The organism is Halobellus sp. LT62 (genome assembly GCF_037031285.1).
GTDB lineage: Archaea > Halobacteriota > Halobacteria > Halobacteriales > Haloferacaceae > Haloquadratum > Haloquadratum salinisoli.
In genome coordinates, this window is record NZ_JAYEZO010000001.1 from 1,670,326 (window position 1) to 1,696,852 (window position 26,527).

The following is a 26,527-nucleotide window of genomic DNA, read 5'->3' on the forward strand; positions in this document are numbered from 1 at the left end:
GCGGCAAGACAGGCACTCCGCTGCCGAAGAAGACGTCTCGGGCGTTTATGGATCGTCTTCTCCCTCTGTTCCACACAGTCGGTCAAGACAGGCCCGCGCACGTCGGCGTCGCTCCTCGGTGACCGGCGCGTCGCCGTACTGTACCTCCTCAAACAGCTCCGTCAGCGACCAGACGGTGTTTGCGTCCGCCCCTTCCCGGCGGGCGAGGGCGGCCCGTTCGCGCGGTGTCAGTGGCTCTCGGTCTTCGAGTTTCAGCCGGCGGATCATCTCGTGCCACGCCTCGGTGACCTCGTTCTGCGGCCGCGGAGTGTCGACACCGTTCTCTACGGTCTGTGTCCCGGCCTCGGACGGAGGACTTCGTTCGTCGCCGTCGGACTGCTGACGGTAGCGCTCGATCATCCTTGGTCCGTACCGAGCGGTTAGTGCGGTCACGGCGAGTGCGATGATCGCGCCGAAGACCACGAGGAGTCGGGCTAGCAACGACTGGAGGAAATCGAGGAGGCGCGTCAGCGCGGCAGTCCGCAGCGTCGACGCGTTCGACTCGGCTGCGGGCCCCCCGGCGTCCGACGACTCGGTTGAGACTTGGCTCTGTCGCGCGCGCACGGCACCGGACCCCATCACGCCCGCGGACGGTCCCGACTCACCGGCAAGCGTTCGATACGTCTGCTGGATCTCGCCGCCCCCCTCTCCGCTCACCGGGAGCGAGGCGTAATCGAGGTCGACCGCCTCGCCCGGGGTAGAACCCACCGCAGATTCGAGAGAGCCCGCCGCTGACCCAACGGCGAGTAGACAGACGAGAGCTAGCGCGAGAGTGAGCACTCGATCTCCGTTCATTCGAACCACCCTCCGTGAATGTGAATTGATATCACGTTTGTGGGCCATCGCGCGTCTTCGCTACTAATTATCCGGCCGATAAGCGGCGGCTACGTACTCGATAATAACGAGGGAAGCGTGTGACGTAGCGGTCGAGACGGAAATGGAACGCAAATCGAACACAGTGAAACGCGTAAGTATCGCGCTTCTCGTCGGCCTCCTGATGACGACAGCGGGCTGTTCGTCACTGACTGGTGCCGACGGACCGACCGTCGAGACCGAGACCGGGACGACCGCCGCCGTCGAGACCAACGAAACGACGAGTGGGGAATCGACCACAGAGGACGGACACTCTCACTCACAGACGGAGTCGGGGTCGAACGTGTCGACCGAAGCCAATAGGGCGGAGATAGACGCCGAGCACACTGGAGAGATGGCCGTGATGATCGACGGCGATCGTGTCGATCTTGAACGGAGTCTCGGCGATGACGCCCCCGTGCGTATGAACGATGTCGACACGTGGTCCACGAACGAGAGCGTGACGCTCGCGAATGTCCTCTCAGTGGCGGGAGTCGAGGCGGACGAATCGTCGCTCTCCTACGACGGGGAATCCTACGACGAGTCGGTAAACGGGACAGAGATCAGCTATCGTGTCGGTAGCCACGAGGTCGATCCCGAGGAGTACGTGCTCGAATCTGATGACAAGGTCTGGGTGCTGATCGTGACTGACGATTCGGACGTCGCCACGCCCGGGGAGTACATCCCGCCGGATCAACTCCACGTCCACGGAACGATAGACTTCGTTGTCGACGGGACAGAACTCGACTTCAGCCGCGAAAAATACCAGCAGGCCGGACACAACGATCACTTCCACTTCGAGGGCGGCCACGCGGAACCGTGGCACGCTCACTCGCCACACGTCACGCTCGCCTACGGGATGTCGACGCTGGAAGGCATCAATATGACCGACGAGGCCGTCGTCTACAACGGGACGAGATACCCTTATGACGGTGAGCGCGGGACCGCCACGGTGACGGTCAACGGCGAGCCCGTCGATCCGACCGAGTACTATCTGAAGAACGGCGATTCCGTCGCGATCGAGATCGGGTCCTCGGCCTGATCTCCCGCTATCCCGGATTTATGCACGTACGTCACCGGACAGCACGCGGTCAGGACTCGACACGCCATCGATATCAGCGGCTCCGACCGACGAGGACATCCACCGCGGGAGACGCGAAGGAACGACGATGAGACGGAATATGGTCACTGCGTTCCTCTCTATCGTGGGAGGACGCATCTTCATCGTGCTGTCCTCGGTGATACTAACGCCGATTCTCATCACGACCCTCGGATTCGAGCTGTACGGGCGATACAGCACACTCACAGCGGTCTTCGGCATCTCGACGATCCTGATGAGTTCGGGGATCAACAGCGGCGCTCGCAAGTACCTCTCCGAGAACCGAACGCACCGGGACTGGGAGACTCACGTCTTCGGATACTATTTCCGCTTAGGAACCGTCCTAGCGGTGTTGACCGCGGTAGCCTTCGCCGCCGCGGCGCGGTTTGGAATCGTGACGAGGTACTTGGGCTCTGAGTACGTCGTCGGGTTCTACGGGCTGGCCGGACTGACCATTGCGACGCAGTTCCGCGAGTACTCACGACGCGCGCTTATGGGGCTCAAACAGGAACACCGTTCGGAACCACTTCGGGTTCTGAACAAAGTCGGCTCCCGAATCGTTCTCATCGGTATCGCGTACCTCGGATTCGAGATCGGCGGACTGATGGTCGGCCTCGTCGTCGTCAACAGCCTCGTCGCGCTGCTCGCGCTGTGGTGGCTCCGAACCAACGTTTCGCTACGCGGTATCTTCAGTACGACACCGGAACGGTTCCCGACGAGAGAGCTGTTCAGCTTCAATCACCTCTCGGTGGTATATATGCTGTTTCTCACGTCGATGTACCACGTCGACGTGCTGATGCTCGCCTCGCACGTCACCGAGACACAGGTCGGATACTACAAGTCCGCGCTGGTCATCAGCCAGTTCCTCTGGGTCATTCCGCGATCGATCCAGTCGATGCTCATCCAGTCCGTTTCCGACCTGTGGGCGGCCGGCAGAACCGCGCAGATAACCGAGATCGCCTCGCGGGTGACCCGCTATGGGATGTTGGTCGTGATCCTGTTATCGATCGGGCTCGGGGCGCTGGCGAAGGACTTCGTCCCCCTCTACCTCGGCGAAGGGTCGATGCCCGTCGTTCTGCCGCTCCTTGTTCTCCTTCCCGGAACGATCGGATTTGCCGTCGTCAGGCCGATTCTCGCGATCAGTCACGCGAAGGCGGATATGAAACCGCTCATCGCGGCGACTGGTGCTGCGGCGCTGCTCAACCTCGTTTTGAACGCTGTTCTCATCCCCCGATACGGAATCACTGGGGCGGCCATCGCGACGACGACGGGGTATTCCTCGCTCCCGATATTCAACCTGTTCAGCGCGCGCTATCTCGGATTCAAGCCGTTCGCCGACGCGCGGATCGGCCGCGTGCTCGCGACGGGGCTAATCGCGGGCATCCCGATCGTCCTGCTCTCGATGACGCTTGACCAACGCCTCCTCGCGCTGGCAGTCGTCCCACCGGTCGGGTTCGTCGTCTTCGTGACGGTGGCGTTTCTGCTTGGATCGGTCGACGTTGACGAGGCGCTCGACGTACTGTCGTCGCTCCCGGGTCCGATCGGAGCGCGCGCCAGCGCCATCCACGGACGTCGTACCGGACTCGGTGGTGACGGGCCGTCTTGGGGGAACGAGTCGTGGGGCGACCGTCACAAGGACACGCTCCAGCGCGGCCTTCTCGTGGTCGGGGTGCTCCTCTCGCTCTCCGGCGTCGTACTCGCCGTGGGAACACCCGGAGTCGACGTCGGACCGTCGGTCGATGGTGACTCCCCGGTTCCGGGGGTGAACGCCACAACGCCGGTCACGGACACCCCGGTGCCGACGACGACCGAATCGGGGACCTCGACGGCCACCGCGACCGAGACTCCAGATCCGTCGACGCGGACTGAAACAGAGAGTACGACCGAGACAGCCACGTCGACGGAGACGACTGAATCGGACGACGACGGCGGATTCTTCGGTGGCGGCGACGGAACGCCCACTGAAACGGCCACAGCGTCGGAGACGGCGACACCCGAAACTTCCACGACGTCGGAGACTACGACGACGCAGACGTCGACGACGGACACGACGAGTTCGCCGACCACGGATACCGCGACGACTACCGAGTCCTCCACTACGGATACCGCGACTACCACTGAGTCGTCAACGACAACAACCGCAACCGCCACGGAATCATCAACGACGACTACCGCAACCATCACGGAATCATCGACCACGGACACTACGACGACGACTGAATCGTCCACGACGGCTACCGCAACCATCACGGAATCATCGACCACGGATACTGCGACGCCGACGGCGACAAACGAGACCACCGGAGATGGCACTTCGACAGCAACCACGACCGACTCCCCGACGACCACTGCCACGGAGACGTCCGACGGATCGCTCCTGATGATACAGCCGCTCTCTTCGATCGGGTCTTGGTGGGCACAGACCGGAGGAACGCTGATGTACCACTCTGCGCTCTTGGGATCGATTGGGATCTTGGCCGGGCGAAACCTACGGTAGCGCGTCTATCTGGTCTCGACTGACGATAGTAAAGTGACCCGTGCGACGGGAAAGGGAGTGGTCTGAAACGGGGCTTCGTGAGCGTGATTATCAGGGCGTCGGGGCGACAGGCGTGCTTCGATGTTCGTCGAGGACATCGACGTACAGGTCGGCGATCTGCTCACAGACGGTCTCCCACGTGTACTCGTTCGCGTACGATTCGATGGCATCCTCGTCCCACTCGCGGTCAAGGGCGGTTTCGATCGCTCCCGCGAGTTCGTCGTGTGCCTCCGGCCCCTCCACGAGGAGACCGTACTCGTCGCCCGTGATGACTTCCTCACTGCCTCCGTTCTCGGTGGCAACTACGGGCGTTCCGCAGGCCATCGCTTCCAGTTGGACGACGCCGAAGCTCTCGCTGTAGCTCGGAAGGACGAACAGGTCTGTGGCGTTCAGCCAGTCGTTCAGCACGTCCGATTCGAGGTAGCCGAGGAGGGCGGTACGGTCCTCGATGCCGAGCTCCGCGGCGAGCGTTTCGAGCTCGCCGTACATCCCGCCCTGACCGCCGATGACGAGCCTCGCGTTCGGTTTGGATTTATGGACTCGGGTCATTGCGCGCATCAGGTGTTGGAACCCCTTCCGGGGCTTCAGGGTCCCGAGCGCGAACACCACCGGCGATTCCTGATCGATGCCGAGTCGCTCCCGTGCCACGGCTGTGGAGATCCGCTCAAAGGTATCGGTGTCGTACCCGTTCGGGACGTATACCACGTCGTCGTTGTACGCCTCCAGCTTCGATCGGTCGCTCCGGTTGACGCGAATGAGCCGATCGGCGTCCTCCCACGCGGTCTTTAGTCGGTCGTTGTCGGACTCGAGTTGTTGCTCGAACCAGTTCCGATTTGCGTGGACGGTGAGAACGTACGGAATGTCGAGTTCCTGCTTGAGGCGCGCGCCGACGTAGCCCGATGTCCACGTGATGTGACAGTGTATCAGGTCGAAAGACACGGGGTGCTCTTCGAGTTTTTTTTCGACTTTCCTAGCGTGCTGTTGCCCGAGGAGGTGATCGCGGTGGAAATCAACGGGGAGATACAAGAGCGGAACCTCGATGACCTCGACGTTGTCCGGGACGTTCTTGCGGGCGATCTTCGCATCTTTGCCGAATCCCGCACCGGCGTCAATCGAGAGCCGCGACGCAACGTCTGCGAACCAATTGTACCTGACGCAGACGGTGACAGAGTTCACGTACTCCGCGAGGACGTCCACCTGTGACTTCACGAAGTGTTTGTAGCCGTGTGAGACGACGAGCAGGTCCGTATCGGCTAGGCGTTCTTGGGTCATCCGTACTCGTTGTTGCTCCCCCGAGACTATGATTATCGGGAGGGTAAGGTCACAGTCCTCTCAGGCGGGAGGCAGTTCAGAGGTCTCGATGACGAACCCTTTCGCGCCGCGATCACTGTATCCACCGTAGAGCACGGAATCGGTGACGACCACGTCAGTGCCGGATTCGTACAGTTTCATCGCTTGCCGTTTACTGTACGACCGCGCGGTTATCTCGTCGAAACGGGTCCGGTTGCCCTTGTTGATGAACGGGTGATGGGTAGACGAGTAGCTCCCGCCGACGAACAGGGTGTCGTCGGAGAGAATCTCCGCACAGCGCCGGTAGTGTGACCCGGGCTGGTCGACGGTCAGGTTCTCGAACCGAGCGTTCGCACGTTCGACCCGAATGGCCTCTCGCTGCACATTGCCGGGTGCGTTCCCGGAAATCGACACCTCCTTCACAAGCACCATCGAGTCATCGGGGGCGTTTCGCCCCTGCAGGTAGATCGCGAAGTTCGATCCCCCGATCTCAATGGTGGAATCGAGAATGTTCAGGCTGCCGGCATCGGGCGTGGTCTGGATACCGCGGGCGCATCCGTTGCCGTCGTCGTTCAGGACGATCTCACAGTTCTGGACGGTCGCCGTCTCCACGTTGTTGAGGACCCGGATGGCATTCTCTGCGGGGCCGGTCACCTCGACCGTAGTGTTCTCGACGGTGAGCTCTGCGCCGTCGTCGAGGCGGATACCGCGTTGGCTGATCCCCGGGACCAGGTCGTCGATGACGACTGTAGCGTCGCGGACACTGCTCCCGTGGCCCTTGAGACGGATCGAGGAGACGGTGCTGTTCCTGTACGTGCCGCCCTCGACGCGGACGGTGCCTTTCGCACCCGAAACGTACAGCCCGTTGTCGGGGAATCGACCGAGTTCGCAGTCGACGATTCGGAGCGTCCCCGCGCTGTTGGGGTCGATGAGCATCCCCGTCGGGCCGAGCGAGATGTCTCCGATGGTGTTCTCGGTGAACTCACCGCCGTCTGGCGCTTTGAATCGCTCGACGGTCCCTGTTCCGTTCGCGTTCATTATGCTGAAGAGTGCCGGACCGAACGTCCCCGTGTCGTGTTGTCCGTCGATGGTGACGTCGCGGACTTCGAGTCCGTCGGTGACGTACCCCTCTATGGCGCGGATCCCCGTCTGTGTCCCGGTGAAATCGAAGGTGAATCCCTCGAAGAGGAGGTTGCGTCCGGGGGCATAGATGACGCCGAGTCGGAAGAACCGTGCCGGACCGTCGAAATCGCCTTCTGTGATGACGTTTCCGTCGATCGCGTCGATCTGCCCGTGCGCGATCGTCGCGTTCGGCCCGTAGAATCCGAGGTTGTCGAACCCGGTCTTTCGGAGTTGGCGATTCATTAGGTACCGGCCTTCCGGGAAGACGAGGAGCGTGTCGTCGCCCACGTTCGCCGAGAGCACGGTATCGATCGGGGTGTTTCCCGTCGGGTCGGCCCCCAGATCGACGACGTTGAGGACCGAGTCGAATCGGTCGAGATACGCCTGCGGAACGTCGACCGTCATCGTATCCGCTTGGGCAGTGGGAGCGGTCACAGACATATACCCTCCCAGTGCGAGCGCTCCGGCCGCCCCGAGGAGATAGGATCGTCTACCAAGTTTTGAGCCATCGCAGGTGTCCGGTTCGCAGTCCTCCGGGGAACGAGTTTCTCGGTTCGTCTCTTTCATACGAGAGAAGACTCAACGAACCGACTACCGTCTCTCCCTTCATATGTGTGCTCTTTAAATATAACTCGGGCCCTGATTGTTGAGTGTTAACTCGGCTCTATTCACCCGTCTCTATGGGTACATCAGTGTCGTATGTGTCATCGTGGACCTGCAGTTCGAGGGCTTCGTTGTCGTCGTGATCGAGCACGATGCCGATGAGGAGGAAGGCCGTTCCGAGGAGTAGGCCGATTGCCCAGCTCCCGAGTCCCGACGGCCCATCGCCGTCGTGCATCATCCCCGATCCGACGAGACCGGCGGACGCAATCACCGAGACGACTGCTCCGAGGAAATAAAATGCGGCCAGCGGGTGGAAGTTCCGCAGCAGATACTTGTGCTTCAGCCGCCAGAAGTAGTTCCGCAACAGCATACCCGAAACGCGGGGGACGTACTCTCCGTAATCGATGTGGCTCTTCCAGTCGTCGTCGTAGAGGTACTCCGCGGAGCACGCGACGTCGGCGACGCGGAGGTTCTCGACGTTGAGTTTGACGAGCAGGTCGTTACAGTACCCGTAGTACTCGTACATATTTTCGATATCGGCCGACGCCAGCGCCTCATAGGAGATGGCGGTGTAGCCGTTCTGCGGATCCATCGTCCGCCAGTAGCCGCTCGCGAACTTCGTCAGATACGAGAGAACCGAGTTGCCGACGAGGCGGAACCCCGGCATCGCTTCGAGGTCCTCGCGCTTCATAAACCGGTTTCCCTTCGCGTAGTCGGCATCACCTTCGGCGATGGGGTCGAGATACTTCGCGAGTTCGGTCGGATTCATCTGACCGTCGCCGCCGAGAACTGCCGTGATGTCGACTTCGTCCTCGAGTGCGCGGGCGTATCCAGTCTTGAGTGCGCCGCCGACGCCGCGGTTCTCGTCGTGTCGGATCGGGACTACGAGATCCTCGTACGCCCCCGCTTCGGGCGTTCGTTCAGCGTTGACCGCCTCAGCGTGTGTTACGATCTCATTCCACGTGTCGTCTGTCGATCCGTCGTCGACGACATACGCCACGTCGACAAACGATGGGATCGTGTCGATAACGTCCCCGACGTACCCTTCCTCGTTGTAGGCAGGCACGACGACGGCGATAGAGTTCTCCTTGTACATAGAATTGGGATTCGGTACCTCTGGGTCGGACTTCCGGGGCCGTTATTATGTGTCTCGTAGCAACGAGAGGGAGACTGTCTCATAGGCAGGTGGTTCCGATTCGGAAGCCGCTTCCACGGCTTATCATCCGAATAATAACCGGTATTCGTCAGTGATGATCACATACTGATGCCGGTAGGACGTGATGAGGACTCGCGGCCGATCTATCTCGAACTCAGTCTCGAAGACCCGCGATTGGTACTGTCTTCGTTTACTGCTAACACGCCGAATGCAGTGGAGCTCGAGTTTCAACCGACCGATGGGCTGGGCTGGGACTGTGCTTTCGTCGTCGTCGACGGGGGGACCACCGAGTCGTTGCTAGAGACGCTGCAATCGGACACGACCGTCGAAGACGCGGATTTCCTCGGGAAAATCGGGGACGAAAGGCGGTTCAGAGTTCTCTTTCGAGACGGCGTACAACTGATTCCACAGTCGTCGACCGAGATGGGCGTCCGCATCATCTCGGTTCGCCACGAAGACGGGTCTTGGCGCGTCCAGATGCAACTTCCCGCCCACTCGACGCTGCACCGGGTGCAATCGCACTACCACGATCGCGACATCTCGTTTCACGTCAAGCGTCTGCACGTCGCTCGTGAGACTGACGCCGGGTCCGAGACGGGGCTGCTTCCGGCGCAGCACGAAGCACTGCTGATTGCCCACAAGAGCGGCTATTTCGACGTTCCGCGCAAAACGTCACAGGAGGAACTCGCCGCCCGACTCGGGATCTCGAAATCAGGAGTGTCACAGCGCATCCGCCGTTCCATCAGCAGGCTCATCGAATCCACGTTGTCTCCGTAAGAGCGGCCGACATCCGACCGAGACACGCCCTGTGCTCTCAGATTGGTCTCCCGTGAGGCGAACTCCCGGGGACCAAAACACTACGGCTAGAGGAACCGGTTGTCGCTGTACGTTACGTCGACATCACCGTACTCCCAGACACCGTTGTAGACTGCCGATTCGGAGATCGAAACGTCCGCGGATTCCTCGAGGACCTTCATACCCTCGTCGCCATCGAGCGATCGAGTGGTGATGCCGTGGAACGTCGTCCCATCGGCCTCGTTGACAATCGGGATATGGGTCGCGTAGTAGTGACCCCAAGTAAACTGACAGCCATCACCGAGGATCTTGATCGCTCGCCGGTAATCGGTACCCGTCTGTTTGACGTCGAACCGATCGAATTCACCGTTGCCTCGTTCGATTCGTACCGCGTGGCGACCGTGAGTGCCATCCCCGCTCCCGGTGATACTCGATTTCAGGACGGACACCCGATCTGCGTCCGGGCTACTTGGCCCTTTGACGTGGAATGCGCACCCGGGCGTATTAAATTCGATCTCGGTGTTTATCAGATCGATCTTCCCTGCCTCCGGTGAGACAGAGATTGCCTTCGTCGGAACGTGTCCGTCGACGGTGACGTTGGTGTTCTGAATCCGTGCCCACTCGACGTCGTTTAGGATACTGATTGCGTGTCCGTTGGGTTCTGAAAGACGGATTTCGACGTCTTCGATCCAGTTGTACGCCCCGCCATCGAGCCGAATGGCGCGCTGATTGCTATCGTCTTCTCGGTGGCTGTCGACGACGACTGTCGCGTCGTGGATCGAACTGTAGTCGCCTGAGAGGCGGATACACGCGATATTACAGTTTTTAAAAATCCCGCCGTCCACGACGACTCGGCCGCTGTCTGTCGAGCAGTACAGTCCGTTGTCCGGCCATAGACCGACCTCGCAGTTTCGAACCCACAGTTTTCCCTCGTGAGAGGGTGAAACGATGATGCCCGTGGGGCCGACGTCGATATCACTTGGCGTGTACTTGGAGAACTCACCACCTTCCGGGATCCGGACGTTCTCGATTGAGCCAATCCCGGAGGGATCCGTGACATCGAACAGGAACGGTCCGAATTTCCCGCTGTCGTGCTGACCGACTACTTCGAGATCTTGGACCAACAGATCGTCGCTGACCTGTGCCTGTACTGCGCGCAAGCCAGTGTGGTCCGTGGTGAAGTCGAAATCCAACCCCTCGACGTAGAGGTCGTCTCCGGGCTGATTGTACGTTCCTAGCTTGAACAGCCACCGACCGTCGTATTCAGGATCAGGAACGATCGTTGCGTCATCGCCGCTGAGACCGAACCCCTGGAAACCGACGTGGCGGTACTCGTCGTCCATCAGGTACTGCCCTTCCGGGAAATACAGTATCGTGTCGTCATCGCGCGGCAACTCCTCCAAGACGGGATTTATCGATTCTCCGCCCGTCGGGTCGGCTCCGTACTTGACGACGTTCAACCAGTCTTTATCCGCAGAGGCCGTCCCTGCGAAGGAGGCGGCTGCGAGCACCCCTCCCAGTCCTCGAAGAACCCCTCGGCGTGTGACGATCCGGTCGCTTCCATCTCCGCGATGTTCCGACATCGAGAACCAGTCTCGACGCCCGCCTAATGAGTATTTTTAGGGTTTTTCGTATTTTTCAGCTTGAATATTCTGAATTCAGTATGAATCTCCGCTGATTATCGTATCGACTCACCCGGGAGCGTTGAGGGGAAACGAGCGGACGAGACTGATTATGTGACGTATTTAACCTTTCGGCGTGCCCACCGGATTCCCGGCATCCCGTCCATAACCCAGCGGACGGCGACGATGACGAAGATAGAGACGTATCCGAGCACTAATCCGACGTTTTCGGTGTGCATCATCTGAAGGAGGAACGTTCCGAAGTACTCGGTGAACCGCTCGAAGAACCCGAGATCGCTCTCGTACGGGGGCTGCGAGACGAGCGGCCAGAGGGCTCGAGCGACGTTCGGGCCGTTCGCGCGGAGGGCGAGCACGTCGGCGAACAGGTGGGACCCGTACCCCACGAGGACGGCGACGGCGACTCGCGTCTTACCGCGCGTCCACAGCACGGCCACTACTCCGAGCGCGATCGGTCCGGCAACGAACAGGGAGTGGGCCGGCCCGTACCCCGTGGCGACGAGCCCGAACGTCCACGAGAGCGGTTTGTCGACGAGATCGGGAAGTTGGGTCGCCACCGCGAGAGCGAGACCAGTTCCGTCTTCGATGGGCTGCTCCCAGACGAGAGCGTTCAGGGTCGAATACAGCACGTAGCCGAAGACGAGGTGCTCCCACGGCCACATCAGGCGACCGTCCTCCTAGCCGACGACTGTCGCTGAAATTGCGTGGGGCCGTCACCGTCGACTGAAACGACGAGTTGGACGGTTCGGTAGGCGTTCTCTCGATCCACATCCTCGGGAGCCTCACCCTCGTAGACGTGGAAAACCAGTCTGAGTCCGTCGCCGGACATCGTCGGCTGCACCTCACGATCGAGATACGCCGTTTCTCCATCCTCGATCGTGTGTCGTGTCCGCGAGAGTTCGTCCTCATCCACCACTTGCGTTCCGTTCGCCGTCTGCTCTGTTCGCTGGAGTTCGGTGACGACAGTGTACGTCGTCGGTTCGTGCTCGTGGCTCTCCAGTGCGAGCGTGTACACCGTTGTCTCTCCTCGGGAGAGCTGCCTCGGGTAGTCGCTCGCGGTGTATCCGGTCCCGTTTTCTGTCACGAGGTACGCTTCGGTGAACTCGGCGTCGGGTCCCCGAGTCTCGACCATCGCGAACCCGATGCTGCTGAGGAACACGAGGACACTCACGATAACCAGTATGTTAACCACGAAGGGGACCGGTGAACGCCGTACCGACGAAAGCGAGGAGCTCTGTCCTCCGCCGGACGACGATACGGTCCCGACGATTATCGAAAGCGCCGGGAGACCGGCACGGGCGTCCGAGGGAAGCGACGCGCGACGAGCGAAGGCGAGGGAGGTGAGGACGATCGTTACTACGAACACACCCAACCCCACGATAGCGGCGTCGAACCCGCGACCGAGCGCGTTCGTGAGCAGGGCGACGGCGGCGACGAGCGCTAAGCTTGCGGTGGCCGAGAGGACCAGTCGAACTGAGTACAGGATCCCGGCCGTGTGTCGCGCTGGACGGGTCAGCGACAGGTCGCGCCCGAGACGGTCTGCGTCCACCTCAGACCGTCTCTCCGGGAATATCACCGCCAACAGCGCGTACCCGGGGTATAGGACGATCAGCGGCACGACGAAGAGACTTCGGACGAGCGATCCCTCGATGTCTAAGAGGATCACCGCAAGGGCGGCGATCGCCCCCGCGATGACGAGGAGTAAATCGAGTGTCCACCGGCGGTGAGACGACGTCATCGCCTGCGGCTTTCGCCTCCGCCCTCAAAAATGGACGAGACCGTTCACGCCGGAATATCCGGCTTATCGGGCCTTATACGACTGCTAAGCCGGTTCTAAACCGCCCGCATACTGCCTCTCGTCGCAGATAGTTCGAAAATTCGGAGAATCGGGGTGGGAGGAACGGCGGTGGCACACGCTATCACATAGCCAAACGCGCGCTGGCCCCATAGAGAGGCCGCTTACCGTCCAGATAATAATGTCCGTCTCGCGTGACCTGCGTGCTGAACCGCGGGTCACATCGACCCGCGTGTGATCACCGTATGCGCACCAAAACGAAAATTCTCGCGTCACTCGTCGCACTGTTCGTGCTCGTCATCGTTCCCCGGTTGGTCCGCGGAACGGCTCCATCGGACGAGGTGAGGACGACTGTAGAGGCATCGTCCGTATGAACACGTACGTCACAGGGACCGGCTGCGAGATCGATGAGGACGTCACGATCGGCTACCCGGCGGGAGACGATCCCGGGAAGGCGGTCATCGGCGACGACGCCCGCATCCGCTCGGGGACGATCGTGTACAGCGACGTAGATATTGGGGATAGGTTCGCCACCGGCCACAACGCGCTCGTTCGAGAAAACACTCGAATCGGCGACGACGTCGTCGTCGGGACCGATACGATCGTCGACGGAACGTCCGTCGTCGGCTCTAACGTTAGCCTCCAAAGCCGCGTCTACGTGCCCACGAACACGTACGTGGGGAGCGACGTGTTCGTGGGCCCCGGCGCAGTCCTGACAAACGATCCGTACCCGGTCAGGCGGGACGTCGACCTGTCGGGACCGACGCTCGAAGACGGCGTCTCGATCGGAGGGAACGCGACGATTCTCCCCGACGTGACCGTCGGTGAGGGAGCGTTCGTCGCCGCCGGTGCCGTCGTCACCGACGACGTCCCAGCCCGTACCCTCGCAGTCGGCGCACCGGCAGAACATCGCCCGCTACCGGCCGCACTTAGCGGAGAGAACACGATATGAGCTCGAAATCCACCATCAGGGCGGTCTACGGATCCACGCGACCTGAAGACGAACAGATCGACGCACTGACGTCGGGGCAGGTACCTGTCGGCGTCTATGGTCTCGGCAAGATGGGGCTTCCCCTCGCCTCGGTCTACGCCGAAACCACGGGTAACGTGGTCGGCGCGGACGTCGATCCTCACGTCGTCCGGGAGGTCAACGCCGGTCGCAGTCACGTCGTCGGCGAGCCAGGACTGGAGGACCTCGTCGAGGAACAGGTCGAACGAGGGTCGCTCGTCGCCGACACCGATCCCGGTGACGTCGCAGCGGAAACGAACGTGCACGTGGTCATCGTCCCGACGCTCATCGACGACCGCGGCCGCCCCGACCTCTCGATAATCGAGGCGGTGACGGAGAACATCGCACGGGGGCTCGACGAGGGCGACCTCGTCGTCTTCGAGTCGACGCTCCCCCCGCGAACCTGCGCCGACGAACTCCTGCCGAAACTCGAAGCCGAGAGCGGGCTCTCCCTCGGAGAGTTCGGGCTCGCGTTCTGCCCCGAGCGGACCTCCTCTGGACGGGCGTTGAAAGACATCCGGGGCGCGTATCCGAAGGTCGTCGGCGGCGCGGACGCCGAAAGCACACGCGCCGCGGCGCTCGTCTACGAGCAGATCACCTCGAACGACGTCATAACCGTTTCTGACACCACGACTGCGGAGGCGGTCAAGGTCTTCGAGGGCATCTACCGCGATGTCAACATCGCGCTCGCGAACGAACTCGCGAACCACGCCGAGGAGTTCGAAATCGACGTCACGGAGGCGATCGACGTCGCCAACACGCAGCCGTTCTGTGACGTCCACGCGCCCGGCGCGGGCGTCGGCGGGCATTGCATCCCGTACTATCCGAAGTTCCTCATCGAGCGATTCGATGCGGAGTCGTCGCTTATGGAGACGGCCCGCGAGATCAACGACGAGATGCCGCACGTCACCGCGCAGGCGACGCTCGACCGACTGGAGGGGCAGGGCGTCGATCCCGCGGATGCGACCGTCCTCGTCCTCGGATTGGCCTACCGGGCCGGCGTCGAAGAGATCCGAAAGACGCCGGCGCTGCCGGTCGTCGAACACCTCGACGACGCCGGTGCCGACGTCATCGCCACCGACCCTGTCCTCGACGACACCGCCGCGTTCGAGAACGCTGGCGCGACGGTGGTCGACGATCCGACCGGCGACGAACTGTCTGTCGACGCCGTCGTTCTCGTGACCGCCCACGACTCGTTCGACCGCCTCGACGTTCCGGCGCTCGGCGAGGGCGAACGCCCGGTCGTGTTCGTCGACGGCCGCCAAGCAGCGACGAAGTACCGAGACGACGACGATGTTGTCTACGAGGGGATCGGCCTCTATGACTGAGACAGTCTGCGTCGTGGGGCTCGGCTACGTCGGCCTCCCGCTGGCGGTCGAGTTCGATCGGGCGGGGAAGGAAGTAATCGGATACGACGTCGACGCAGTGAAAATCGACGAACTCGCGTCGGGGACCGATCCGACCGGCGACCTCACCGACGACCGCGTCGCGGCTTCCGATGTGTTCTTCACGGCGGAACCCTCGCACATCTCTGATGCGGACTTCGTCATCGTGACGGTTCCGACACCGGTCGACAGTATGGAAAACCCCGACCTCCGATTCGTCGAATCGGCGGCCGAGACCATCGGGGAGTACATCGTGCCGGGAGTTACTGTCGTGCTCGAATCCACCGTCTACCCCGGTGCGACCGAGTCCGTCCTCGTTCCCGAACTCGAATCTGCGTCCGGTTACACCGTCGGCGAAGACATCTTCGTCGGCTACTCGCCGGAACGCGCCTCGCCGGGGGATGCCGGACGAAACGTCCGGGACGTGGTCAAGGTGATCGGCGCAAACTCCGAGTCAGTCCGCGATGACCTCGCAAAGCTCTACGGAAGCATCGTCGACGCCGGTATCCATCGAGCGCCCGACATCGAGACCGCAGAGGCGTCGAAGGTCATCGAAAACGTCCAGCGGGACATGAACATCGCCCTCGTCAACGAACTGGCCATCGCGTGCGACCATATGGGCCTGACGACGGAAGACGTGCTCGAAGCTGCCGGGACGAAGTGGAACTTCCACGACGGCTACTCACCGGGATTCGTCGGCGGACACTGCATTCCGGTCGACCCGTTCTACCTCACGTACCGCGCCAAGCGTGAGGGGTTCTCGCCGAAGCTCGTGTTACAGGCCCGCGAGATCAACGAGTACGTCCCCGTCCACGCAGCGCGAAAGGCTGTCAAGACGATCAACGAGTCCGGCCGCGTCCTGAAGGACACGCGGCTCCTGATCCTCGGGCTGGCCTACAAACCCGGGGTCGGAGACATCCGCAGCTCCAACGTCGGGACGATGATAGACGAACTCGCCGAGTACGACGTCGAGTGCGTGGGATACGATCCGCACGCCGCCCCCTCCGAGTCACGGGCGGAATTCGACATCGAGGTGGTCGAAGCGGTCGACTTCGAGGCGTACGACGGCGTTGTCGTCTCGACGGCACACGAGTCCTTTGGCGACTACGACCTCGAATCGATGGCCGCCTCCCTCGGACCGGACCCGGTAATGGTCGACGTGGCCGACGTGTTCGACGCTGACACGGCGACTGACCTGAGCTTCCACTACGCGCAGTTGTGAGTGTGACGATGGACATCCTCATCACGATCCAGCACCCGGCGCACGTACACTTCTTCAAGCACGCTATCGACGAGTTCGAGGCGTGCGGCCACGAGGTGTACGTCCGCGCCCTGGATAAAGACGTCTCGCTGTCGCTCCTCAAAGAGTACGACATCGAGCACGAGGTCATCGGCTCGCCAGGTGAGTCTTTGCCTGCCCTCGCGCTCTCGACGCTAACGATCGAATACCGTCTCTACCGCGAGGCTAGGCGGATCGAACCAGACGTGATAACTACCGTCGGCGGCTTCTATGCCGCCCACGTCGCGCGGCTCGTCGGCACGGACTGCGTTGTTTTCACCGACACTGAGCACGCGACGCTCTCGAACGCGCTGACGTTCCCCTTCGCCGACGAGGTCGCGACGCCGGAGTGCTACCGCGACGACACCGGAGCGAACCAGTACCGCTATCCAAGCTATCACGAACTCGCGTACCTACACCCGGACCGGTTCGATCCGGACCCGTCGGCGCTCGATGGATTGCCGGTCGGCCCCCACGACTCCTACGCAGTCGTACGGCTGGTCAGTTGGGGCGCGGCTCACGACGTCGGCGACGAGGGGATCGAAGACCTCTCGGCGCTGATCGACCGCCTCGAACGAGCGGGTGCGACGGTGTTGGTCTCGGCCGAAGACGACGCGCTTCCGTCAGAACTCCACGGATACGCCCTCGACGTCGCCCCGCACCTCATCCACCACGTCCTCGCGTACGCCGACCTGTTTGTCGGCGAGAGCGGGACGATGGCCGCCGAAAGCGCCGTTCTCGGAACACCCACTGTGTACGTTCACAGCGCGGAGCCGGGTCTAATGCAGGATTTGGAAACCCACGGGCTGTTGTTCGGCTATCACGGAGAGCGGCGGAACGAGCGCGCCGTGAATCGAGCGGACGACATCCTGCGATCGACTGATGTCGACTGGGAGGAACGACGACAGCGCCTCCTCGAGGAGAAGGTCGACGCGACGGACGTCGTCGTCCGGCGCGTTCTCACGGCCGCCAGTGAGGTCAGAACCCGAGAGCGGCGCGTTCCCGCCACCGACCCCCAGCGCTCCTAAACGGTATCTCCGAAACGGCCGAACGCACCTGTTTCACGGGGCTCTCCGTCGGCTCTCTCGAGGACGCGCTCGCACGAGATCGGTGACAGATTTGGCTCGGACGCGTACTCGACGTCGCGAAGCCGTTCGTCCCACGGGATCGGGTCCACGAAGCTGTCCTCGGCTGTGGTACTGTTCCCGTTGGCCGCTCCGTTGCTGATGCCGTTTCCAGCCGTTCGGCTCCGTTGGTGGGCTGTCGAGTCCCACTAACAGTGAGACAATCGGGAGGCCACCGGTACGATGGGCGCGATTCCGCCGAATTCGGCCGTTTATTGGCTTTATAATAAGGGCAGTTTGGTCGCTACGTGACTTTGATGACACTGCTGGATACCGTTCGGCCCTCGATCCGGGACGGCGACGTGACCGTATTGGTGGCAGGCGTTGGGACGCTGGGGGCGTCGGGGATCCTCAAAGCCCTCCGACAGACCGACGCGTTCGACGCCCACATTGTCGGGGTCGACGCGAATCCGAACGCACGCGGGTTCAGTCTGGTCGACACTGCAGCGACCGTTTCGCAAGAAGAACCCGGAGCCCTCGTTGCCGAGATACACGAAATCGCTTGGACCGAGAACGTGGACGTAATCTTCCCGCTCGGAACCGAGTATCTCCGCCCGCTCTCAGAATCGAAACCGACCTTCGAGAGCGAAGGCATCCGAGTGATGGTTGCTGATCCGCGTGCCCTCGCAATCGCCCGGGACACGGGGCGTCTCTACGGGGAACTCGTCAAGCAGGGACACCCCGCAACGCCTGAGTTCTACCGCGTTTCGACCCACGACGAGTTCGTCGATGCGGTTCACGCGCTCGGGTATCCGGACCGATGCGTCTGTTTCAAGCCTCCCATCGGCACCGACCTCTCCTGTCTGCACATCCTCGACCCGGAAATAAACCGATTCAACGCCCTGCTGAACAAGCAGTCGAACAGCATCCGAACCACATTAGACGGAGTATTGCCGGCGTTCGCCGAGACGACGGAGTTTCCAGACCTCATCGTGACAGAGGACCTCCGAGGGGAGAAATACAGCGTCGACGCGTTGGTCCGGACGGAGGACGAACCGATTCTCGTCACTCGATTGCACACCGAGACCGACGAGAATCGGTCGTTCACCGGAACCGTCGAGGAGGATTTCGAGCTGATGGAGTACTCCCGGGAAATCTGTGACCTGATCGGGGTAGAGTACAACGCCACGCTTCGGTTCAAGCGTGGCGTCGACGGGACGCCGAAGCTCCTCGGCGTCCACCCTCGGATATCGAAGAGCATCACCGCCTGCGTCGGAGCGGGAGCGAACATACCCGCACTCAGCGTTCAGTACGCGCTCGGCCACGAACTCCCGGACGTCGACGTCGAGTGGGGGACGCACGTCACGCGCGACTGGCAGGACGTGTTCTACGGGCCGGACCGGGAGCCGAGTACGATCTGATTGAGCCGCCGGGCCGCTCCCGAAACGGCTCGACGGTCACCCATCTCACGAGATGAATCCAATATCTTCCGCCTACGATCGGTTGCAACGCGCAGAGTTAGACGTACTCGCCGCAGCTGTCGGACTTGCGCTCGCGCTCGCACTGTTCCCGCTCCGGTTCCTGTCGTCACAAATATTCATTGTGACGCTCCCAGTGATCCTCGGGGTCGCGTGTCTGTTGTACCTCGCCGCAGCGCGCGGAACGGGGACGACAAACGGTCTGCCGACGGTGACGCCGTGGGTCAGTCGACTCCTCTCGGCCGGCGTCTTCCTCGGCCTCGCTGTGATGGTCGCACTCGCCGTCCTCCAAGGCAAGCGGACCATCCTGTTTATGGACGTTGGCGGCGTCATCGGCGTGATCCTCCTGCTGCAGATCCTGCTCTCGCCTGACGAGGAACTGCGGCCGGCGGTGTATCTCGCCCAGTTGCTGGCGTACTCCTTCGTCGTCCGCTTCGCCGCCCTCTATACCGCGCCGGGATACATCGGAATCGACATTTGGTCGCACACGACCTTCGTCGAATCGATACTGCAGACCGGATCGCTGTCCGCGCTCAATGACATCAAGTACTACGCATCGCCGCTGTTCCATTTGCTCGCGGCGGCGGCAACGAATCTATTGGATCTGTCCCTCCGAAACGGCCTGTACCTCTCTCTGGGGGTCGTGATGCCGCTCGCGCCGCTCTTCGTCTACGGGACGACGCGGCTGCTGATTCCCGTGCGGTGGTCGCTCGCCGCGGGAGCGCTCTACGCGATGGGGGATCAGGTGATCCGCTGGGGGATCCACCTCATCCCGACGAGTCTTGGCCTCCTGTTCTTCCTCGCGTGTCTGTACTGTCTCGTTCGGATCACGCACGCGAGCGAGCGGTGGCGCGACTTCGGGCTACTGGTTCTGTTCAGCAGCGCGGTTATCCTCACTCATCAAATCTCGTCGTTTATTATGCTGGTACTTCTGTTCTCCGGGCTGCTCGCGCAGGTCCTGCTTCGGTTTAACTTCTTTTCGGCAGAGCCGAACCCACTGTCGTTCATCGGTGGGGGTTCCAATCCGGTGAATTTGGGCGGCCTCGTCGTCTTCAACCTCGGCCTCATCGTGTTCACGTGGTCGTTGACGCCGTACAAGGGAGAGACCTTCCTCGAAACGGTGCTCAACTACCTCTACATCAACCTGTTCAACGCGGGCTTCCTGAGCGGCGTCAGCGGGAGCGGTGGATCGACCGGTGCGTCGGGCACGGCGGGATCCGCCGGACAGACGTTCCTCTCGCAGGTGTCTACCTACGTGACAGAGGCCGGGTTCCTCCTGCTCATCTTCGCCGCAGTCCTTGGGTGTCTCACCGTTCTCAAGCGGTCGCGGGCGACGCAGACGACGTACACCATTCTCGGTGCGATCGTCGCGATGCTGTTCGTCGTCCTCGGATTGCCCCTGTTCGGCATCGAGAGCTTCGTACCGGGTCGCTGGATCGCGTTCCTGTACGCGCTGTTGGCGATCGTCGGTGCCCTCGGGTTCCGTCATCTCGCAAACCGGACCTCGCTCAAAATCGTCGGCGTGGTTTTGCTCCTGTTCGTGCTGGTCTACCCGAACGTGATGATTATGTCGAACGACGGGGCGATGGACAATCCCGCCTTCCCAGACCAACACGAGCGGCTCTCGTACACCGAACAGGAACTCGCCGCAGTGGAGACGTTCGGCACCGTTCGGCCGACTGGACGGGGCGGAGAGATCTACACCGATCTCCCTTATGGGACCGTGTGGGAGCGGACGAATGCCTATCCCGCCGAGCCGTTACCGGCCGAGGGAGGACGGCCAGTTCCCCAGGGGATAACCGCCCACCGGGAGTACCAATCCGAGGGTGCGTCCTACTTCCCGAACGAGCAGGACGTCACGCAGAACCTCAATCCCACGAAGACCGAAGTCTGCCCCCCGACGACCAACCACGTCTACGCGAACGGTGAGGTCACGGTCTGCACGCTCCCGGGATCCTGAGAGGCCAGTCGTACCGCGTTATACGAGTGGGGAGAATACCCGCGCCCTCGCCGAGGGGGATGTCAATCGACGACCGCCGAACGCGCCGACGGCTCGCCGGAGTCCCACCCGTCAAAACCCGTGCCATCCGCCTCGTCCGAATCCTCTCGGTCGGTGTCGTCTTCGCTGTCTGATGTGTTCCCCGCTGGAGAGTCGTCGGGTGTCCCGTGTTCGGTCGATCCGTCTTCCGACGCTGATTCGTCGTTCGCTGCGCGTTCGAACTGCGCCCGCGTCGCCTCGGGCTCCACCGTCGGCGCGGTCACGGTATCGTCGTAAACGACGCGTGGGACGGTGCTGATCCCGACCTCGTTCGCTCTCTCGGCGGACGTTTGTACGTCCCGGGCGTACGTTCGGTTTCGAATCGCCTGCCGAATGCGATCGATGTCGTCCACGCCCGCCCGCTCGGCGAACCGGACGAGGGTCTCGGTGGACGCCCACTCGTACCGCTCTTGTGGTTGATTCGCGAAGACGTACGATAGGTACGTCCAAAACGACTCGGGGTCGACGTTCCACACGGCAAGACCAGCCTCGCTCGCCCTCGGCGCGTCCGAACCGAGGTACGGGTCCTCGTTCAGATATGCGACGTTGCGGAGTTCAATTGCCACATCGCCGGTGGTGACGAAGTCGTCGATCAGGACGCCCAGTTGCCCCCTGACGAACTCTTGGGTGTACGGACATTTCCAGTTTCCGTACAGTGTGAGGGTCATCTCCGCCGTTCCGATGGTCGGATACCGCGGATTCGTCGATCCGTTCGGTATCGGGGCTGATGGGAGCTCGAAGCCCGGTTCGTCGATTGATCGCGGGTGGACCTCGGCCGACGTGTCGTCACTCGTCCGATTGGCGCTGGCGTCTGTCGTCCGTTCGGTCGATCGCTCGGTTCCCGATCCCGTCTGTCGATCCGAATCGGAGTTCGCCTCCTGAGCGATGCTCGCACAGCCGCTGAGCGACGCGATCGCTGCGGCACCGGTCAGGCTGAGCACTCGTCGTCTGTCTACTTCTCTGTCACCCATACGACACACACCGGCCGTAACGGCCATTATTATCGGCTCGGTAAGGCAGTTCCTCGCGGGTCCCCGCCGTTGGTCGATGGCTAAACCGGCCGATCGTCGTAACTAGGCGAGACCGTCGAAACCGCATCTCCGAGCGCCGAATTTCGTCGATCCTCTCGGCGTGCGTCTCCTTAGCGCGTCTATAGTAATGCCGGCGTCTCTGCATTGGGGTCTGTAGGGGCAACTCGTCCCCGCAGCCACCCTACCAACAATGACACAACAGAGATACGCTTCGAAGGAAATGAGCACTTCCGCATCGGACGCACCTCACGACGTGCGAACTGCCAACGGCAGCCGTCATCCGGAGGTGTGCTGATATGTGCGGTATCATCGCACACGCGGGGGATCGCGAAGCGCTCGATCCGCTCGTAACGGGTCTCGAAAAGCTCGAATACCGCGGGTACGACTCCGCCGGGATCGCGGTGAAGAACGGACACGGGCTGGACGTCTGGAAGTGCTCCGGACAGGTCTCGGATCTGAAGAGGACCATCAACACCGTCGACTCCAGCGCGACTCTCGGTATCGGTCACACTCGATGGAGTACGCACGGACCGCCAACCGACGAGAACGCACACCCGCACACAGATCACTCGGACCGCGTCGCCGCGGTTCACAACGGCATCATCGAGAACTACGAGACGCTCAAAGAGAAACTCTCCGAGGACGGGTACGAGTTTACGAGTGACACGGACACCGAAGTCATCCCGAACCTCATCAGATACTACCTCGATCACGGAAACGAACCGCTGGCTGCCTTCGAACACGCGGTGAGCGACTTGGACGGAAGCTACGCGATCGCGACCGTCATCGAGGGGAACGACTCCATTTTCGCCGCCCGACAGGGGTCGCCGCTCGTGCTCGGTCTCGAAGAGAACAGTTACTATCTGGCGAGCGACGTGCCGGCGTTCCTCAGTCAGACGGACACCGTTCTCTACCTCGAGGATGGTGACGTCCTCGAGGTTCGTTCCGACGGCGTCGAAATCATCGATGAGGAGGGACAGCTGGCGCAACGCGAGGTCGAGCAGGTCGACTGGCAGCCCGGTGAGACTGAGAAGGCACAGTTCGACCACTATATGCTCAAGGAGATCCACAGCCAACCAGAGTCGCTTCAAAAGACGCTCGAGGGGCGTTTCGACCGCGAAAAGGACGAGATCGATCTCGACTTGGGACTCGATCTCTCCGGGATCGACTCCGTCCAACTCGTGGCCTGCGGCACCTCCTACCACGCTGCGATGTTCGGCGCGAGCCTGCTGAACCAGTGCGGCGTCCCGGCACGGTCGATTCGCGCGAGCGAGTACGACGTCTCCGCGGGCACCCCGTCCGAGAGAACTCTCTTTATCGCCGTCACACAGAGCGGCGAGACGGCCGATACGCTCACTGCACTGAGTAGCGCGAAAGAGGCTGGTGCCTCCACTCTCGCGGTGACGAACGTCGTCCAGTCGACGGCCGCACGCGAGGCGGACGAGCCGCTCTACATCCGCGCGGGTCCCGAGATCGGCGTCGCGGCGACGAAGACGTTCTCCTCGCAGGCCGTGACGCTCACGCTCCTCAGTCAGTTCCTCGCTGAGGTCACAGACGACGGCTCCCCGTTGGACACACTCCCGGAACTCGTTTCGGACCTGTCCGAGCTCTCCAACGCTGTTGAGCAGGTGCTTCAAACGAGCGACGCGGAGCGTCTTTCCCGGGAGTACCTCAACGAAAGGGCGTACTTCTTTATTGGGCGCGGACTCGGATGCTCCGTCGCGAAGGAGGGCGCACTCAAGTTCAAGGAGGTGACGTACGAGCACGCAGAGGGATTCGCGTCCGGCGAGCTCAAACATGGTCCGCTGGCACTCGTTACTGAACGAACGCCGGTATTCACAATCTGTGTGGACGGTAGTCGGAAGACGGTGACGAACGCCGAAGAGGCGAAGACCCGAGGTGCGCCCATCGTCGCGGTCTCCCCGCCGGATCACGGGATCGTGGATACAGCCGACGAACACCTCTACGTCCCGGAGATGCATCCGATCTGTACGTACCTCCTCGCGAACGTCCAGTTGCAGTTGCTCTCGTACTACAGCGCGACGGAACTGGACCGCGCGATCGACAAGCCGCGTAACCTCGCCAAGAGCGTGACGGTCGAATAACGATATTCCACCGAACAGCACCCGTATATAATGAACAAAGAACTGTTTGGCGTTCTCGACGGCGACGGCGCGTTCGACGATCTCGTTTCCCGGTCGAGTTTCGACTGGGCCACCGAGGGCGAGCGCGCCACCGTCGCCATCCGGGATCCCGCACTCGGGTTTCCCGGACGCTCTGCGACGTATCACGACGAGCGAGGCCACTGCGTCCTCTGGGGCGAGGTGTATCCTCCAGACGGCGTCTCCGTCTCCGCAGCCGAATACACACTCGACAGGTACGCCGCGGTCGGGACTGATGCGTTCTCGGAACTCAACGGATCGTTCCTCGTCTTCGTCGAATTCGACGACGATGTCGTTGTCGCAACTGACCCGGTCCGGTCGTGGCAGTGTTTCTATACGGACACCGCCGACGGACGGGTATTCGGGACGAATCCACATCGCGTGCTCTCGGCTGCGTCGGACCCCAACGTCGACACGCGCGGACTACTCGAATATGTCCATATGGGCGTCGTCGTCGGTGACCGAACGGTGTACAAGAGCCTCAAGAATGTTCCGTTCGACGGCTACATTACCGCCGACGACGCCGGGACCCTCTCCCGGTTCGTCTACGACCCGGCGGACCCCGAAGAGTTCGATTACGTGAGCGAACTCGCCTCGCGCCTCAAACGCGCGATCGGACGGAGAACGAGCAACCCCGGCTCGCACGGCGTCCTCCTCAGCGGCGGGTACGACTCGCGAGCGCTCGTCGCCCAACACCCGGACATCGACATCTGTTACACGCTCGGGTCATCGGGCCATCCGGAGGTGGAAGTGGCCAAGCGGATCGCTCACCAGTACGGCGCAGCGCACGAAACGCTGGTGGCAAACGACGAGTACCTCAACGTGGACAAAGACGTTATCGAGTACTCTATCGGGACCCGCGAATCGATCCACATCCACCACGCCGGGTGCGACGACAAGATGACCGTTGACACGATCTTCCACGGTTTGCTCTTCGATACGTTCCTCCGCGGTCACTTCCTGCCGCGAAACGTCGTCGACATCTTCGGCAACAAATTTCCGCTGGACGGGCTCGACCCTGATCCGGACCCGACGGAAGTGTTGTCGTCGAAGTTCGGCTATCATCCGGCGTGCGATCACGTCTTCCCCGAGTGTTACGACGAGTTCGACACCAGTATGGACTTCATCGACGACGTCGTCTGTGAACAACTGGATAAGTGGTCGGAGCGGTACGATAACGTTTACGACAGCATCGCACTCGTGGGAATTCAGAATCAGCCGTCGGTCCCGTTTCACTTCGAGCTGGCGGACAACTACGTCGAATCGTTCGTCGCGGTGGACGCCGAACTCCTCGAATGGCACCTGAAGACGCCGCCGGAGGAGCGGAACACGGAGACAGTGAAACGAGCGATGCGGAAACTCAACCCGAACATCTTCCGCCACCAACCTCCGGACAGGCCACACCATTCCTTCCAGAAGAACCAGATCGAAAAGTTCCTCCGCAAGAAGCTGCCGGGCCTCGAACCGTTCAGCTCGCCGTGGCCCGATATGGAGGCGCAGTACGAGCAGAACGAACTCGACCGCAAACTCTTCCCGAAGTACCCCAGCATCCACGACCTACCCGTCAGGGTGAAACTCCGAATCAACGACATCACAACGTGGATGAACGCTGCATCCGACGAGAACGCGTTCACGCCGGACGACGTGCTGTGTCCGCGATCGAGACTTTCGATGGGCATTTGATGCGGTGGAGACTGCAGAGCGGAAAGAGCGCGCAATCGCCCACGTCGTCAACTGCTGCGTGCTCGGGGCTCTTGATTCGTTCACGGACGTCGTAGAGAGCACCGTCACCGGACATTCCTGTTCACTCCGAAGTCTCCTCCTCGGTGTCGGTGGTCGCTGGAGCGTGTCGACGCCGGTGTGCAGGGCAACAGCGGCGGCTTCGCGTTCGGCCCCGCCGCCGTTCGCGTCGACCCCGGGACCACGGTCGTCTGGGAGTGGACCGGCGGCGTCGAACACAGCGTGGCGGCCGTCGACGAAAGTTACGCAAGTCCCGAACAGGGGAGGGGCACGTGGGGGCTCGTATTCGACGGAATCGGTATCAGCAAGTACGTCAGTTCCGCGGACGGGGCTGAGATGCGGGGTACGATCGCCGCCGGAGATGTCTTCGGAAGCCCCCGCGCCCGCGACAAGCCCGCCTGACACCGGTTGGAC

General features: G+C 61.8%; 20 protein-coding genes. 12 read left to right on the forward strand and 8 right to left on the reverse strand.

Annotated elements, in window-relative coordinates; genetic code table 11:
* Nucleotides 1-45: 45 nt before the first annotated feature.
* The gene (locus U5919_RS08155) at nucleotides 46-834 is read right to left on the reverse strand and encodes a DUF4129 domain-containing protein (RefSeq protein ID WP_336023434.1); all 789 of its coding nucleotides are present in this window, start codon (nucleotides 832-834) and stop codon (nucleotides 46-48) included.
* A gap of 163 nt (nucleotides 835-997) precedes the next feature.
* Between U5919_RS08155 and U5919_RS08160 the strand changes: the two genes are divergently transcribed.
* Both U5919_RS08160 and U5919_RS08165 read left to right on the forward strand, forming a co-directional pair.
* Nucleotides 998-1,933, forward strand: coding sequence for a hypothetical protein (locus U5919_RS08160; RefSeq protein WP_336023436.1), 936 nt, complete (start codon nucleotides 998-1,000; stop codon nucleotides 1,931-1,933).
* A 139-nt stretch (nucleotides 1,934-2,072) separates the two neighbouring features.
* Nucleotides 2,073-4,487, forward strand: a complete 2,415-nt coding sequence (locus tag U5919_RS08165) for an oligosaccharide flippase family protein (protein WP_336023438.1) — start codon at nucleotides 2,073-2,075, stop codon at nucleotides 4,485-4,487.
* Between the two features lie 90 nt (nucleotides 4,488-4,577).
* On the opposite strand, the gene U5919_RS08170 is transcribed toward U5919_RS08165, so the two are convergent.
* The 3 genes from U5919_RS08170 to U5919_RS08180 all read right to left on the reverse strand — a co-directional run bounded on the left by U5919_RS08170 (nucleotide 4,578) and on the right by U5919_RS08180 (nucleotide 8,637).
* Entirely contained in the window at nucleotides 4,578-5,798 is a 1,221-nt protein-coding gene (locus U5919_RS08170) for a glycosyltransferase (protein WP_336023440.1), read from the reverse strand.
* 60 nt (nucleotides 5,799-5,858) lie between these two features.
* On the reverse strand, nucleotides 5,859-7,379 hold the full coding sequence (locus U5919_RS08175) for a right-handed parallel beta-helix repeat-containing protein (RefSeq protein WP_336023442.1): 1,521 nt from the start codon (nucleotides 7,377-7,379) through the stop codon (nucleotides 5,859-5,861).
* A gap of 223 nt (nucleotides 7,380-7,602) precedes the next feature.
* Nucleotides 7,603-8,637 (reverse strand): glycosyltransferase family 2 protein, encoded by a 1,035-nt coding sequence (locus U5919_RS08180; RefSeq protein WP_336023444.1) that lies wholly within the window; start codon nucleotides 8,635-8,637, stop codon nucleotides 7,603-7,605.
* A gap of 168 nt (nucleotides 8,638-8,805) precedes the next feature.
* Between U5919_RS08180 and U5919_RS08185 the strand changes: the two genes are divergently transcribed.
* On the forward strand, nucleotides 8,806-9,474 hold the full coding sequence (locus U5919_RS08185; RefSeq protein ID WP_336023446.1) for a helix-turn-helix domain-containing protein: 669 nt from the start codon (nucleotides 8,806-8,808) through the stop codon (nucleotides 9,472-9,474).
* A gap of 86 nt (nucleotides 9,475-9,560) precedes the next feature.
* On the opposite strand, the gene U5919_RS08190 is transcribed toward U5919_RS08185, so the two are convergent.
* The 3 genes from U5919_RS08190 to U5919_RS08200 all read right to left on the reverse strand — a co-directional run bounded on the left by U5919_RS08190 (nucleotide 9,561) and on the right by U5919_RS08200 (nucleotide 12,870).
* Nucleotides 9,561-11,075 (reverse strand): hypothetical protein, encoded by a 1,515-nt coding sequence (locus tag U5919_RS08190; protein ID WP_336023447.1) that lies wholly within the window; start codon nucleotides 11,073-11,075, stop codon nucleotides 9,561-9,563.
* A 149-nt stretch (nucleotides 11,076-11,224) separates the two neighbouring features.
* Nucleotides 11,225-11,794, reverse strand: coding sequence for a metal-dependent hydrolase (locus U5919_RS08195; RefSeq protein ID WP_336023448.1), 570 nt, complete (start codon nucleotides 11,792-11,794; stop codon nucleotides 11,225-11,227).
* Nucleotides 11,794-12,870, reverse strand: a complete 1,077-nt coding sequence (locus U5919_RS08200) for a DUF1616 domain-containing protein (protein WP_336023451.1) — start codon at nucleotides 12,868-12,870, stop codon at nucleotides 11,794-11,796. Before U5919_RS08200 ends, U5919_RS08195 begins: the two co-directional genes overlap by 1 nt.
* Before the next feature lie 427 nt (nucleotides 12,871-13,297).
* Between U5919_RS08200 and U5919_RS08205 the strand changes: the two genes are divergently transcribed.
* The 6 genes from U5919_RS08205 (at nucleotide 13,298) to U5919_RS08230 (ending at nucleotide 21,102) form a co-directional block, all read left to right on the forward strand.
* Nucleotides 13,298-13,879, forward strand: a complete 582-nt coding sequence (locus tag U5919_RS08205) for an acyltransferase (protein WP_336023453.1) — start codon at nucleotides 13,298-13,300, stop codon at nucleotides 13,877-13,879.
* Entirely contained in the window at nucleotides 13,876-15,264 is a 1,389-nt protein-coding gene (locus tag U5919_RS08210) for a nucleotide sugar dehydrogenase (protein ID WP_336023455.1), read from the forward strand. Before U5919_RS08205 ends, U5919_RS08210 begins: the two co-directional genes overlap by 4 nt.
* The gene (locus U5919_RS08215; protein WP_336023458.1) at nucleotides 15,257-16,543 is read left to right on the forward strand and encodes a nucleotide sugar dehydrogenase; all 1,287 of its coding nucleotides are present in this window, start codon (nucleotides 15,257-15,259) and stop codon (nucleotides 16,541-16,543) included. Before U5919_RS08210 ends, U5919_RS08215 begins: the two co-directional genes overlap by 8 nt.
* A gap of 8 nt (nucleotides 16,544-16,551) precedes the next feature.
* Entirely contained in the window at nucleotides 16,552-17,628 is a 1,077-nt protein-coding gene (locus tag U5919_RS08220) for a DUF354 domain-containing protein (RefSeq protein ID WP_336023888.1), read from the forward strand.
* Nucleotides 17,629-17,981: 353 nt separating this feature from the next.
* A complete protein-coding gene (locus tag U5919_RS08225; protein ID WP_336023461.1) occupies nucleotides 17,982-19,085 on the forward strand; it encodes an ATP-grasp domain-containing protein in 1,104 nt (367 codons plus the stop codon).
* Nucleotides 19,086-19,167: 82 nt separating this feature from the next.
* A complete protein-coding gene (locus U5919_RS08230) occupies nucleotides 19,168-21,102 on the forward strand; it encodes a hypothetical protein (protein WP_336023464.1) in 1,935 nt (644 codons plus the stop codon).
* 62 nt (nucleotides 21,103-21,164) lie between these two features.
* On the opposite strand, the gene U5919_RS08235 is transcribed toward U5919_RS08230, so the two are convergent.
* On the reverse strand, nucleotides 21,165-22,151 hold the full coding sequence (locus U5919_RS08235) for a DsbA family protein (RefSeq protein ID WP_336023466.1): 987 nt from the start codon (nucleotides 22,149-22,151) through the stop codon (nucleotides 21,165-21,167).
* A gap of 356 nt (nucleotides 22,152-22,507) precedes the next feature.
* Here U5919_RS08235 and glmS point away from each other — a divergent pair, with 356 nt between their 5' ends.
* The 3 genes from glmS (at nucleotide 22,508) to U5919_RS15920 (ending at nucleotide 26,515) form a co-directional block, all read left to right on the forward strand.
* Nucleotides 22,508-24,316, forward strand: a complete 1,809-nt coding sequence (glmS, locus tag U5919_RS08240; protein WP_336023469.1) for a glutamine--fructose-6-phosphate transaminase (isomerizing) — start codon at nucleotides 22,508-22,510, stop codon at nucleotides 24,314-24,316.
* 30 nt (nucleotides 24,317-24,346) lie between these two features.
* Nucleotides 24,347-26,056 (forward strand): asparagine synthase-related protein, encoded by a 1,710-nt coding sequence (locus U5919_RS08245; protein WP_336023472.1) that lies wholly within the window; start codon nucleotides 24,347-24,349, stop codon nucleotides 26,054-26,056.
* 177 nt (nucleotides 26,057-26,233) lie between these two features.
* Nucleotides 26,234-26,515: a cupredoxin domain-containing protein gene (locus tag U5919_RS15920; RefSeq protein WP_425604203.1), complete on the forward strand. Its 282-nt coding sequence runs from the start codon at nucleotides 26,234-26,236 to the stop codon at nucleotides 26,513-26,515.
* The last annotated feature ends 12 nt before the right edge of the window (nucleotides 26,516-26,527 follow it).

Bases quoted from the DNA above. Each gene is read 5' to 3' on its own strand.
- U5919_RS08200 (WP_336023451.1), bottom strand. From the start codon at position 12,870: ATGACGTCGTCTCACCGCCGGTGGACACTCGATTTACTCCTCGTCATC.
- U5919_RS08185 (WP_336023446.1), top strand. From the start codon at position 8,806: ATGCCGGTAGGACGTGATGAGGACTCGCGGCCGATCTATCTCGAACTC.
- U5919_RS08215 (WP_336023458.1), top strand. From the start codon at position 15,257: ATGACTGAGACAGTCTGCGTCGTGGGGCTCGGCTACGTCGGCCTCCCG.
- U5919_RS08190 (WP_336023447.1), bottom strand. From the start codon at position 11,075: ATGTCGGAACATCGCGGAGATGGAAGCGACCGGATCGTCACACGCCGA.
- U5919_RS08220 (WP_336023888.1), top strand. From the start codon at position 16,552: ATGGACATCCTCATCACGATCCAGCACCCGGCGCACGTACACTTCTTC.
- U5919_RS08210 (WP_336023455.1), top strand. From the start codon at position 13,876: ATGAGCTCGAAATCCACCATCAGGGCGGTCTACGGATCCACGCGACCT.
- U5919_RS08180 (WP_336023444.1), bottom strand. From the start codon at position 8,637: ATGTACAAGGAGAACTCTATCGCCGTCGTCGTGCCTGCCTACAACGAG.
- U5919_RS08175 (WP_336023442.1), bottom strand. From the start codon at position 7,379: ATGTCTGTGACCGCTCCCACTGCCCAAGCGGATACGATGACGGTCGAC.
- U5919_RS08155 (WP_336023434.1), bottom strand. From the start codon at position 834: ATGAACGGAGATCGAGTGCTCACTCTCGCGCTAGCTCTCGTCTGTCTA.
- glmS (WP_336023469.1), top strand. From the start codon at position 22,508: ATGTGCGGTATCATCGCACACGCGGGGGATCGCGAAGCGCTCGATCCG.
- U5919_RS08165 (WP_336023438.1), top strand. From the start codon at position 2,073: ATGGTCACTGCGTTCCTCTCTATCGTGGGAGGACGCATCTTCATCGTG.
- U5919_RS08235 (WP_336023466.1), bottom strand. From the start codon at position 22,151: ATGGGTGACAGAGAAGTAGACAGACGACGAGTGCTCAGCCTGACCGGT.
- U5919_RS08225 (WP_336023461.1), top strand. From the start codon at position 17,982: ATGACACTGCTGGATACCGTTCGGCCCTCGATCCGGGACGGCGACGTG.
- U5919_RS08245 (WP_336023472.1), top strand. From the start codon at position 24,347: ATGAACAAAGAACTGTTTGGCGTTCTCGACGGCGACGGCGCGTTCGAC.
- U5919_RS08205 (WP_336023453.1), top strand. From the start codon at position 13,298: ATGAACACGTACGTCACAGGGACCGGCTGCGAGATCGATGAGGACGTC.
- U5919_RS08170 (WP_336023440.1), bottom strand. From the start codon at position 5,798: ATGACCCAAGAACGCCTAGCCGATACGGACCTGCTCGTCGTCTCACAC.
- U5919_RS08195 (WP_336023448.1), bottom strand. From the start codon at position 11,794: ATGTGGCCGTGGGAGCACCTCGTCTTCGGCTACGTGCTGTATTCGACC.